General features: G+C 44.7%; 9 protein-coding genes and 1 pseudogene. 3 read left to right on the forward strand and 7 right to left on the reverse strand.

The window, feature by feature from the left end; genetic code table 11:
• The first annotated feature begins 205 nt into the window (after positions 1–205).
• Both ppc and R7190_RS23225 read left to right on the forward strand, forming a co-directional pair.
• Positions 206–2839: a phosphoenolpyruvate carboxylase gene (ppc, locus tag R7190_RS23220; protein WP_005381336.1), complete on the forward strand. Its 2634-nt coding sequence runs from the start codon at positions 206–208 to the stop codon at positions 2837–2839.
• A 425-nt stretch (positions 2840–3264) separates the two neighbouring features.
• Complete coding sequence (locus tag R7190_RS23225; protein ID WP_005382791.1) at positions 3265–3804, forward strand: PadR family transcriptional regulator; 540 nt, start codon at positions 3265–3267, stop codon at positions 3802–3804.
• A gap of 70 nt (positions 3805–3874) precedes the next feature.
• Here the strand turns inward: R7190_RS23225 and metF are convergent, their stop codons facing one another.
• The 3 genes from metF to R7190_RS23240 form a co-directional block, all read right to left on the reverse strand.
• Positions 3875–4777 (reverse strand): methylenetetrahydrofolate reductase, encoded by a 903-nt coding sequence (metF, locus tag R7190_RS23230; RefSeq protein ID WP_005381345.1) that lies wholly within the window; start codon positions 4775–4777, stop codon positions 3875–3877.
• Between the two features lie 262 nt (positions 4778–5039).
• The gene (locus R7190_RS23235) at positions 5040–7448 is read right to left on the reverse strand and encodes a bifunctional aspartate kinase/homoserine dehydrogenase II (protein ID WP_186584614.1); all 2409 of its coding nucleotides are present in this window, start codon (positions 7446–7448) and stop codon (positions 5040–5042) included.
• A gap of 15 nt (positions 7449–7463) precedes the next feature.
• Positions 7464–8624 (reverse strand): O-succinylhomoserine (thiol)-lyase, encoded by a 1161-nt coding sequence (locus tag R7190_RS23240; RefSeq protein ID WP_005381350.1) that lies wholly within the window; start codon positions 8622–8624, stop codon positions 7464–7466.
• A gap of 225 nt (positions 8625–8849) precedes the next feature.
• On the opposite strand from R7190_RS23240, the gene metJ reads away from it, so the two are divergent.
• Positions 8850–9170 carry a met regulon transcriptional regulator MetJ gene (gene metJ / locus R7190_RS23245; RefSeq protein WP_005381353.1) on the forward strand — a complete coding sequence of 107 codons (321 nt, stop codon included), beginning with the start codon at positions 8850–8852 and terminating at the stop codon, positions 9168–9170.
• A gap of 112 nt (positions 9171–9282) precedes the next feature.
• Here metJ and R7190_RS23250 read toward each other — a convergent pair whose 3' ends face one another.
• The 4 genes and pseudogenes from R7190_RS23250 to R7190_RS23265 all read right to left on the reverse strand — a co-directional run.
• Positions 9283–10560 carry a malic enzyme-like NAD(P)-binding protein gene (locus tag R7190_RS23250; protein ID WP_005381358.1) on the reverse strand — a complete coding sequence of 426 codons (1278 nt, stop codon included), beginning with the start codon at positions 10558–10560 and terminating at the stop codon, positions 9283–9285.
• A gap of 206 nt (positions 10561–10766) precedes the next feature.
• The gene (gene bfr / locus R7190_RS23255) at positions 10767–11243 is read right to left on the reverse strand and encodes a bacterioferritin (protein WP_005381359.1); all 477 of its coding nucleotides are present in this window, start codon (positions 11241–11243) and stop codon (positions 10767–10769) included.
• A 93-nt stretch (positions 11244–11336) separates the two neighbouring features.
• Positions 11337–11525 (reverse strand): (2Fe-2S)-binding protein, encoded by a 189-nt coding sequence (locus R7190_RS23260; RefSeq protein ID WP_005381360.1) that lies wholly within the window; start codon positions 11523–11525, stop codon positions 11337–11339.
• A gap of 331 nt (positions 11526–11856) precedes the next feature.
• Positions 11857–11927: pseudogene (locus R7190_RS23265) on the reverse strand (elongation factor Tu); the annotation flags it as partial.

Below are 11927 nucleotides of genomic sequence, written 5' to 3' on the forward strand. Positions count from 1 at the left end.
GCTAGTCTTAACACTTATTTAACTTGTTATTTTGTAATTAATTTTCACTTCTTACTCTATGGCTGCCGTAAATTTGCTCTAAATCAGGAGACAGCGGAATAATTGCAAACTTAGTCTGCTTTATTTGACTATAACTGGTGCTTTTCGCTAGATTGGAGTCTTAACAAGGACAATGGATGTAGTTTTTTTACGAGGCAGGACGACAATGAACGAGAAATACGCCGCACTCAAAAGTAATGTGCGCATGTTAGGCCACTTATTGGGTAACACCATTCGCGATGCCCATGGCGAAGAAATCTTCGAGAAAGTGGAAACCATTCGTAAATTATCCAAATCAGCTCAAGCAGGGAATCAAGCAGACAGGGACAGCTTGATCGAAGAAATCAAACATCTACCTGATGAGCAGCTAACGCCCGTTACTCGCGCGTTTAACCAATTTCTAAACCTCACCAATATCGCTGAGCAATACCACACGATTTCACGCCATTGTGAAGAGCACATTTGTGAACCAGACGCGATTAACTCGCTGTTTTCTAAACTGGTACAAAACGATGTGAGCAAACTGGACACTGCCCAAGCGGTTCGTGATCTAAATATTGAATTGGTATTGACGGCTCACCCAACAGAAATTACGCGCCGTACGATGATCAACAAACTGGTCAAGATAAACGAGTGCTTATCAAAGTTGGAGCTAAGCGATCTTTCTTCTAAAGAGCGCAGAAAAACCGAACGCCGCCTAGAGCAACTGATTGCCCAAGGCTGGCATTCAGACGTGATTCGACAACAACGCCCTACTCCGTTGGATGAAGCAAAGTGGGGCTTTGCGGTCGTTGAAAACTCGCTATGGGAAGCAGTACCGGACTTCCTACGTGAGATGAATGACCGTCTAAAATCTTACCTTGGAGAAGGTTTACCCATTGATGCTCGCCCAGTGCACTTCTCCTCTTGGATGGGCGGTGACCGTGACGGTAACCCGTTTGTTACTCACAACGTTACGCGTGAAGTCTTACTATTGTCTCGTTGGAAAGCCGCCGATCTTTATCTCAATGACATCAACGAGTTGATCAGCGAGCTGTCTATGACAGTTTCAAACGATCAAGTCCGTGAACTTGCTGGCGAAGATCAGCACGAACCATACCGTGCGATCCTGAAGCAATTACGCACTCTGCTCAATGAAACCAAAGATATTCTCGATGCTAAGATCCACGGTCAAAAACTGGCCGTTAAAGCACCACTGCAAAAAGTCGAGCAACTTTGGGAACCGCTGTATGCCTGCTACCAGTCACTAAACGAATGTGGCATGGGTGTAATAGCCAACGGCTCACTACTGGATACACTACGCCGCGTAAAAGCATTTGGTATCCATCTTGTACGTCTTGATATCCGCCAAGAGAGCACGCGTCACTCAGACGTCTTGTCTGAACTAACTCGCTACTTAGGTATTGGTGATTACGAACAATGGAGTGAGCAAGATAAGATTGCTTTTCTAACTAACGAGCTGGCATCTAAACGTCCGCTTCTCCCTCGTGATTGGGAACCGTCTGAACCCGTCAAAGAGGTTTTGGATACCTGTAAGATTGTTGCAGCACAACCGCGTGAAGCGTTTGGCGCTTACGTTATTTCAATGGCACGTACCGCCTCTGACGTACTAGCCGTTCATCTACTGCTACAAGAAGCTGGTTGCCCTTACCGCATGGATGTGTGTCCTCTGTTCGAAACGCTAGACGATTTGAACAACGCAGAATCGGTCATCAAGCAGCTTATGGGGATTGACCTTTACCGTGGTTTTATCCAAAACCACCAGATGGTCATGATTGGTTACTCTGACTCAGCGAAAGATGCAGGTGTTATGTCTGCAGGTTGGGCTCAGTATCATGCGATGGAATCGTTAGTTAAAGTGGCTGAAGAAGAAGGCGTTGAGCTAACTCTATTCCATGGTCGTGGGGGCACAGTCGGTCGCGGTGGTGCGCCTGCGCATGCTGCGCTTTTGTCGCAACCACCAAAAAGCTTGAAAGGCGGTTTACGTGTAACAGAGCAAGGCGAGATGATCCGCTTTAAACTGGGACTCCCAGATGTCGCAGTAAACAGCTTTAACCTATATGCAAGTGCGATTCTGGAAGCCAACTTGTTACCGCCACCAGAGCCAAAACAAGAATGGCGCGACTTGATGGAAGTGCTATCAGAAGTAAGCTGTGAGTCTTACCGAAATGTGGTTCGTGGCGAGCCAGATTTCGTGCCTTACTTCCGCCAAGCAACACCAGAACTCGAACTCGGCAAGTTGCCACTTGGTTCTCGTCCTGCAAAACGAAACCCTAAGGGCGGAGTAGAGAGCTTACGTGCAATCCCGTGGATCTTCTCATGGAGTCAAAACCGTTTGGTACTTCCTGCATGGCTAGGCGCAGGTGAAGCGATTCAATACTCGATCGATAAAGGCCACCAAGCATTGCTCGAAGAGATGTGCCGCGAATGGCCGTTTTTCTCTACTCGTCTCGGCATGCTAGAGATGGTGTACTCGAAGTGTAATATTGATATCTCTCGCTACTACGATGAGCGATTGGTGGATGAGTCGCTCCGTCCACTCGGTGAAAAACTTCGTGCTCAGCTTCAAGAAGACATCAAAGCGGTACTGAATGTAGAGAACAACGAAAACTTGATGCAGCATGACCCTTGGGGACTCGAGTCGATTCGCTTACGCAATATCTACGTTGAGCCATTGAATATGCTACAAGCAGAGCTACTATACCGCACGCGTCAAACCGAAGAAGCTTCTGCAAACTTGGAAGAAGCGTTGATGGTGACGATTGCTGGTATTGCTGCTGGTATGCGTAACACAGGCTAATCATTTCATTTTTAATAAAAAGCTGGGCAAATGCTCAGCTTTTTTTTATCACAGGATAATCTCACCAAAACAAAAGCAGTCAAATAAACCATAATAGACCCAAAAAATACCAAAATAAAAGAACAAAAAACCACAAGTTAACACTATTGATTATTATGTTAGTTTTTTAGGGTAATTTTGTCCTACTATTCCACTTCATGCTTATTATTTATATACTACTTGCCTGCTGAGAGCTCATAAATCCAATCATACCTGCTCCAGCCTTGATGGGACTCCCCATCTCTCTAGGTGATAAACGGCTTTAAGGTGACAGGACCAACATTGTTGGTGCTACTTATACATTAAAAAACTCAAGTGCCAGTAAGAGCGCAGCTGAAAGTATAAGTAGCTTGTTTACAAGTTTATTGACCATTTGGATTGAAGACATGTCATTACCACACGTAATCTTAACTGTTCTTAGCACTCGCGACGCAACCGGTTACGATATCACTAAAGAATTCTCTGCTAGCATCGGTTACTTCTGGAAAGCAAGCCACCAACAGGTGTACCGTGAACTCAACAAAATGGCTGAGAAAGAACTGGTTACTTGCGTATTAGAACCCCAAGAAGGCAAACCAGACCGCAAGGTTTACTCCATTACAGACGCTGGTCGCAGCGCTTTAGGAGAGTGGTTTGATCAACCAACTGCACACCCAACAGTTCGTGATGAGTTTTCAGCGAAATTGATGGCATGTGCCGTTCAACCTGCGGCTCCATTCCGTGACCAACTCGCCGAGCTAGTTGAAGAGTCTCGCAAACTGGTTTCTCACTACAAAGAAATTGAAGCGGCTTACTACGCAACGCCGTCAACTTTAGATAAACAAGCTCGCCTAGAACGTCTAACGCTTCGCCGTAACCTTCTGTTACGTGAAACTTGGATCACTTGGGCAGAAGAAGTTCTAACTGAACTTGAAGTGATTGGTTAAACTCCTTTTGCTTTGATAAAACGAAAAAGGCTTGCCACTTGGCAAGCCTTTTATCTTTTTGAAACCAGATTTACGCACCGACTACTGCGCGAGGACGAACACCCAACGTATGGCATAACGCGTAAGTCATCTCTGCACGGTTTAGTGTGTAGAAGTGAAAATCCTTAACTCCTTCACGACTCAGTACACGCACCATATCAATAGCTTGGCTAGCTCCTACAAGCTGGCGAGTCACCGGATCATCATCCAAGCCATCGAATTGTTTGCTCATCCATCCTGGTACTTTCACGTTGTTCTGTGCCGCAAAGCGAGACGCTTGCTTAAAGTTCGATACAGGCAAAATTCCTGGCACAATTTCTACGTCAATTCCTGCCGCTACACAACGGTCACGGAATCGCAGGTAAGACTCAACGTCAAAAAAGAACTGAGTAATAGCACGGTTTGCACCTGCATCTACCTTACGTTTTAGGTTCAATAAGTCAGACTGTGCGCTTTTAGCTTCAGGGTGAACCTCAGGGAATGCTGCAACGGAGATATCGAAATCGTGGCGTGATTTCAGCAGCTCAACCAAATCCGAGGCATACATATCAGGCGCACCGCCACCTGGAGGAATATCACCACGCAAAGCGACGATATTTTCAATACCATTGTTCCAATAATCATCGGCAATATTAATCAACTCTTCACGAGTCGCATCAATACAAGTGAGATGGGGAGCGGCAACCAATCCGGTTGTTGCTTTAATTTCTTTAATGATGGAGTGTGTTCTGTCACGCTCGCCGGAGTTCGCACCGTAAGTCACAGAAACAAATTTAGGTTGAAGCGTTTTAAGACGGTGCACTGAATTCCAAAGTGTTTCTTCCATCTTAGCGCTGCTTGGCGGAAAAAACTCAAACGATACATTGATGTTATCTGATAACTCAGCAATATTCTGGTTCAAGGCGTCGATATGGCCTGCGTGCGTATATCCCATCTTACTCTCCCTGCGGCACTCCGCCACGAAAACAAATCCTTAAAATCGACGTTTAGACGTCTATATGTCTACAGAATGTATTGAATACGATTTAATGTCAACCTTGTAATTATGAATTTTTCTCAAGTTAATAATGAAGATAGTTCAAGTTTCTACTTGAGCATCATCTCGCCATTTTGCACGGGTTATGACTTCAGTATGGCACTGATAGGGGAATAAAAAACCCTGGATTAATTCCAGGGTTTTTAGGTCAATCGCAACTTTAAAATAAACCAGCCAATCGGTTGAGGTCGGATTGAATAGCGCCGGCTGTCACTTCTCTGCCTGCGCCTGGTCCTCGAATGACCAGAGGGTTATCTTTGTACCACTTGCTCTCTATGGCAAAAATGTTATCGCATGGCAATAAGTTGGCGAGCGCGTGCTCACGAGATAACGCTTCGACTCCCACCGTTGCTTTACCATTTTTTTCTAAACGCGCCACATAGCGAAGCACTTGATCGTTTCTCTGTGCTTTTGTCAGACGCTCTTGAAGTATTTCACTCAACAACGCTCCATTATCGAAGAAATCATCTAAGCTCAGTTCTCTTAATTCTTCTGGCACCAAAGACTCAACTTTAACGCTGTCTGGTTCTATATCTAGGCCCGATTCTCGAGCCAAGATGACTAACTTACGCATTACATCGGAGCCATCTAAATCAGAACGAGGGTCAGGTTCGGTTAACCCTTGCTGCCAAGCAAGATCGACTAAATCATTAAATGGCACAGAACCATCAAACTGTTGGAACAGCCATGATAGCGTCCCCGAGAAAATACCCGATAGAGCGACGATTTCATCCCCACTTTCACGAAGATCTCGCACGGTATGGTTTATCGGTAACCCAGCACCAACCGTTGCGTTGTATAGCCAATGACGACCAATTTTAGCGAATGCATCTTGAACCTGATGGTAGTACTGACTATCTGCGGAACCGGCCACTTTGTTGGCGGAAATCAAATGAATGCCTTGCTGTGCGATTTCTACGTAGCGCTGAGCCAAATCTTTACTCGCGGTAACATCAAGCACGACGGCTTCATCGTAGCTTTTAAGCGCTCCCAAACGTGCCAGCCAATCCCCATTGTTTGCTATGCTTTCATCATCAAATCGTTCAGCAACACTCACCGCCTCAATACCTTGCTCATCGAACCAATAGGTTTGGCTATCCACAACCGCGACAAGATCAAAGCTCATACCATGACGTTTTTCGAGCTCACTTTTTTGCGTCGCAAATAAATTTAACCAACTAGAACCAATATTACCCTTGCCACATAAAGCCACTGCCACGCGTTTTTGCGCTTGGAACAACTGGCTATGAATCGTTTGAACCAACGCCTCGGTATCAGTACGGCGCAAAACAGCGACTAGGCTCAGCCCTGAGTCTGTTTCAGAGATAAATTCTACCGGAGAGTGCTTTAGCTTCTGATAAAAGCCAAAGCAATGATTGGCGTTTTTCGTAACGCCTGCACCTACCGCAGCTAAGAGCGAGTAACCTTCTTTTAGCTTAATTTCTGCCTCTACCGCAAGCTCTTGCAAGTGTTTCAATGCACCACCGGCGATTTCTGCGGTGTAAGCCAAGCGTAGCGTATGCTGATCGGATTGAGCTTCAAATGCCAATGGCTCTAATTGCGCGCGCTGCAACGCTTGTAATACATCACTCTGTGTTTTTTCGAAGTCGTGCCCATGCATGAAAGACAACTGCACCAATAAAACATCATCCAATGAAGTAATAATTTTAGCGCCACGACCAGATGCCAATACACGCTCAATACGAGTAGAACCCGACTCTGGCAGATAGCTACACTTGAGATTAAGGTCCATGGTACTTTGCGCCACAGGCTGAAGCGTACGACTGTGTAGCACTGGGGCAGCTAAGCGAGCAAGTTCACTGGCTTCATCCAATCGAAGTAACGGTAATAAACAAGCGTCAGACACCAAACGTGGATCAGCACTATAGACACCAGCAACATCACTCCAAATCGTGACAGTACTGACTTCAGCAAGCGCGCCTATGACCGTTGCAGAATAGTCAGAGCCGTTACGACCAAGTAGGATGGTTTCTCCTGCCTCGTTCTGAGCCATAAAGCCAGTAATTACCACACGTTTATGGTTATGCTGCGCGAGGATCTCTTTAATTAAAGGGTGTGAACGAGCGCGATCAACCTCTGGTTGAGTTCCCGCTTCTGCACGTAAAAACGCTCGTGCATCTTGTGCAACCGCAGGGATAGAACGTTGAGATAATAACGCGGCCAATAGGCGAGCAGACCATACTTCTCCGTGCCCCAGTACCGCGGCTTTTTGCGCATTAGTGAGTGGTGCAGTCAGCTCCGAGAGAGTACTGAACTCATCATGTAATAAAGCTAACAGCTCTTCTTTTGCTTCACTCTCCAACAAGCTTTCTATTAGCTCAGTTTGAAACTGTCTTAAGCTTTGAAGCGCTTCATGCGCAATTCGGCCATCTTTATTTAACCCTTCCAAAAACTCAATCAAGCGGTTAGTGGTTTTTCCTGCGGCTGAGACGACCACAAGATCATTTTCTGTCGAATACTCCTTGAGAATACCCACAACGCGTAAGTAGCATTCTGGGTTTGCTAAGCTACTGCCACCAAACTTATGCAGCTGACGTTGTACAGTCATTGTTATCGTCTCCTATTACTGGGTAGCTTTAGCGAACGCTTGTTCTAAATCTGTGATGAGGTCTTGTGCATCTTCCAAACCGACAGACAAACGCAATAGTTGATGAGAGACCCCAGCCTCCGCCAGCGCCTCCTCACCCATTGCACGGTGCGTCATGGATGCTGGGTGGCAAATCAAACTTTCTACACCACCTAATGATTCAGCTAATGAAAACAGTTGGAGCTCTTTCACAAACACCTTTAACTGCTCAAACGAACCAGCAAACTCAAAACTCAACATAGAGCCAAAGCCCGTTTGCTGCTTTTTAGCGATGTCATGACCTGGATGTTCCGGCAGGCTTGGATGATAGATAGTTTTAACTAACGCTTGTTTCTGTAGGTAAGCCAGTACCTGCTGTGAGCTCTCTTCATGTACTTTCATACGAGCACCAAGCGTACGAATACCTCGCAGTGTCATGTAACTATCGAAAGGTGTGCCCGTTGCACCAATACAATTGCCCCACCATGCAAGCTCTTCTGCATGCGCTTCTGTGTTGGTGATGATTACCCCACCAATTACGTCCGAATGACCGTTGATGTACTTTGTTGTGGAGTGGATAACAAAATCCGCACCTAGCTCTAAAGGTTTTTGGTACACGGGTGTCAAAAAGGTATTGTCCACCGCAACTAACGCGCCGACTTGTTTCGCTTTTTCACAAGTAGCTGCAATATCCACTACGCGAACCAGAGGGTTTGACGGAGTTTCTAGCAAAATGAGTTTTGGTTTTTGTGCCAATGCAGCATCTAAAGCCTGTTCGTCTGATTGATCGACAAACTGAACCTTAAAATCGCCTTTGTTAGCTCGGGTATTAAAAAGACGATAGGTACCACCATAACAATCGTGAGGAGCAATAATGAGATCATCTGGGCCGAGAAAAGCGGAAACCCATAAATTTAATGCCGACGTACCGCAGTTAGTAACAACCGCTCCTTTTCCAGACTCAAGTTCAGATAGCGCACTTTCCAACAGTCCGCGGTTTGGATTACCAGATCGTGTGTAATCATACTTGGGCACTTCACCAAAAGCAGGAAAACCATAGTTAGTGGAAAGATAAATAGGTGGAACGACAGCATGATATTGGCTGTCTGATTCAATACCAGTGCGTACTGCAATGGTCGCAGGTTTGCGAGTGCTCATGGGTGTATCCTTTCACGGGTAATGACTTCTAAATAGGAATGCGCTATATCTAATGAGTAACATAAAGTGATCAACACGCTTCCTTTGCTGTTATGTTCACTTTACTCGTCAAAAAATGAGACGTCAACACTTCTAGACGTCTATATGTCTTTGCTTATGGCGGTAAATGCAGCTAAAATCAGCACCTAAATTATTTTTAACCGATTACATAAATGAAGGTGTGCAATGGCTGACTGGAATGGCGAATACATTAGCCCATATGCAGAGCACGGCAAAAAAAGCGAACAAGTAAAAAAAATTACCGTCTCTATCCCGCTAAAAGTTTTAAAGGTGCTAACTGATGAGCGTACTCGCCGTCAGATCAATAACTTACGCCATGCAACCAATAGTGAATTGCTATGCGAGGCATTTTTGCACGCGTACACAGGTCAGCCACTTCCGACAGATGAAGACCTTCGTAAAGACCGTCCTGATGATATTCCAACAGAAGTAAAAGCGCTGATGACGGAAATGGGCATCGAATTTGAGTCATTCGACGAAGAATAAAAAAGCCTGATAAGAGGTTTCAGGTAATAACTCTTGCCTCGAGCCAAATGAATGACATAAAAAATGGGACGCAATAGCGTCCCATTTTTGTGTATCACATCTGAAAGATATATTACTCTGCCATGTAGTTTTCAGGCATCTCGATACGAGCTACACCTGAATTAACCGCCGCCTGAGCAACCGCTTTTGCAACACGTGGTAGCAAACGTGAATCCATTGGTTTTGGAATAATATAGTCCGCACCAAACTCTAGCTTATCAACACCGGCAGCCTTCAATACGGCTTCAGGTACAGGCTCTTTTGCTAGCTCGCGAATCGCCTCAACGGCTGCAAGTTTCATTTCATCATTGATTTCACTTGCACGCACATCAAGAGCACCACGGAAAATGAATGGGAAACACAATACGTTGTTAACTTGGTTAGGATAATCACTACGGCCAGTACCCATGATCAAGTCATCACGAACTGCGTGAGCAAGTTCCGGCTTGATTTCAGGATCCGGGTTAGAACATGCGAATACGATTGGCTTATCAGCCATCAACTTCAACGCTTCCGCTGGCAACAGGTTTGGACCAGATACACCTAGGAACAGATCTGCACCTTCAATTACGTCTTCTAGTGTGCGCTTATCTGTATTGTTCGCAAATAACTGCTTATATTCATTAAGGTCATCACGACGAGTGTGAATCACACCTTTGCGATCTAGCATGTAGATTTTTTCGCGCATTGCACCGCATTTGATCAGAAGCTCCATACACGCTACAGCGGCAGCGCCAGCGCCAAGACAAACAATTGTTGAATCTTCAAGTTTCTTACCTTGAAGTTCGATTGCATTCAGCATACCCGCTGCCGTTACAATAGCAGTACCATGTTGATCATCGTGGAATACTGGTACATCACAACGCTCAATCAGACGCTTTTCAATCTCAAAACAGTCTGGTGCTTTAATATCTTCAAGGTTGATACCGCCAAAAGTGTCTGCAATGCTCGCAACAGTATCAACAAATTCATCGATCGTGCGGTGCTTAACTTCAATATCAATAGAGTCAAGACCTGCGAAACGCTTAAACAGTAACGCTTTACCTTCCATCACTGGCTTAGATGCAAGTGGACCTAGGTTACCTAGACCTAGAATAGCGGTACCGTTAGAAATAACAGCAACCATGTTCCCTTTTGCAGTGTACTTGTACACGTTATCCGGGTTTTGTGCGATTTCACGCACTGGCTCTGCAACACCAGGGCTGTAAGCAAGGGCAAGATCACCCGCCGTTTCCGCAGGCTTTGTAAGTTCGACAGCAATCTTTCCTGGAGTTGGATAAGCATGGTAATCCAATGCTTTTTGGCGATGTTCTTCTTCTGGAGTGGCTGCTTGGTGGTTGTCTTCAGACATGGACGTTTCTCTTTTTTATTTTTAGGTAAGGGGGCATAAATTCTATCGGATAGAAATCAAACTTCATAGGCAAGATTGCGAGCAATATCCTTAAAAAGCCGATAATAAAAGAGATTAGACCAGATAACGGGGTTAAGCACCTGATTTTCGAGTCAGGTGCTCTTTCTTCTTACTATTATTGGAGTATGCAAACTCAGAAAGTATCGTTACTCTTCGTCCACGTATTGCGCTTGGAGATAATTCTCAATACCAGACATTTCAATCAAGCCAAGTTGCGTCTCTAGCCAATCAACATGTTCTTCTTCATCTTCAAGAATATCTTGGAAGAGATCTCGAGACACATAATCTCGAATGTCTTCAGCGTAGGCAATCGCATCTTTTAAATCTGGAATAGCCGCCATTTCAAGCTTTAAGTCACACTCGAGCATTTCCTTGGTATCTTCACCAATCATCAACTTACCTAAATCTTGTAGGTTCGGTAGGCCTTCAAGGAACAAAATACGCTCAATTAGATGATCGGCATGCTTCATCTCATCGATAGATTCGTGATATTCCTTGTCTGCTAGGTGCTTTAAGCCCCAGTCTTTATACATTCGGGCGTGAAGAAAATACTGATTAATAGCGACGAGCTCGTTACCGAGCACTTTATTGAGATGTTGAATGATGATTGGATCGCCTTTCATGACAAAACCCTCCTCTTTGGCTTCATTTAAATGTAGAAGCAAATGAGAAGGTGTCAAAATGTAAGGCAAATAATTACTGCATACTTACAGCAATTAGCTGGCTTGTTTAAATTCCGTGTAACTAGTTTCCGCTAAAATTTCCTTGGCCTGTCTGATGCACTTACCACATTGGCTGCCCAATGCCGTGCACTTTTTGATTCCTTTAATATCTGTTACGCCTTCATCTATCGCCAACTTCCTAATTTTTTTGTCGGAGACACCATGGCAAAGACAAACGTACATACTCAAAAAACCTATAAAACTAATCTGTGACAAACAATATAAACAAGAATAGTTCTTGTTACCAGTCGCATTATGGTGTCCGCTCAGAATATTTGGTTATAAAGATTTTACCGCTGCAGGAAAAGATCAAAGGGTTAAGAGGGGTGAGTAAAAGCGTTAAGAAACAAAGCCGGTAAAACTCTGTTTTTAAATCGAAAAAGTGACGTCTTTTATTTCAACACTTATAACTAAATGTAATCTAGAAATGAAAAAGGGAAGCCTAAGCTTCCCTTTTCGATGCGCTTTCTTCAAAAAGAAGAACAGTGCAAGATTTCGTTTAATTCGTTATGAATTAGTCGAAGATCTTAGCAACAACACCAGCACCTACTGTACGGCCACCTTCACGGATCGCGAAACGTAGAC

The organism is Vibrio sp. 1078-1 (assembly GCF_033340475.1).

What these genes read in the sequence shown, in the direction of transcription:
- metJ (WP_005381353.1), top strand. Translation starts at nt 8,850, where the DNA reads ATGGCTGACTGGAATGGCGAATACATTAGCCCATATGCAGAGCACGGC.
- R7190_RS23240 (WP_005381350.1), bottom strand. Translation starts at nt 8,624, where the DNA reads ATGAGCACTCGCAAACCTGCGACCATTGCAGTACGCACTGGTATTGAA.
- metF (WP_005381345.1), bottom strand. Translation starts at nt 4,777, where the DNA reads ATGGGATATACGCACGCAGGCCATATCGACGCCTTGAACCAGAATATT.
- bfr (WP_005381359.1), bottom strand. Translation starts at nt 11,243, where the DNA reads ATGAAAGGCGATCCAATCATCATTCAACATCTCAATAAAGTGCTCGGT.
- R7190_RS23260 (WP_005381360.1), bottom strand. Translation starts at nt 11,525, where the DNA reads ATGTACGTTTGTCTTTGCCATGGTGTCTCCGACAAAAAAATTAGGAAG.
- R7190_RS23235 (WP_186584614.1), bottom strand. Translation starts at nt 7,448, where the DNA reads ATGACTGTACAACGTCAGCTGCATAAGTTTGGTGGCAGTAGCTTAGCA.
- R7190_RS23250 (WP_005381358.1), bottom strand. Translation starts at nt 10,560, where the DNA reads ATGTCTGAAGACAACCACCAAGCAGCCACTCCAGAAGAAGAACATCGC.
- ppc (WP_005381336.1), top strand. Translation starts at nt 206, where the DNA reads ATGAACGAGAAATACGCCGCACTCAAAAGTAATGTGCGCATGTTAGGC.
- R7190_RS23225 (WP_005382791.1), top strand. Translation starts at nt 3,265, where the DNA reads ATGTCATTACCACACGTAATCTTAACTGTTCTTAGCACTCGCGACGCA.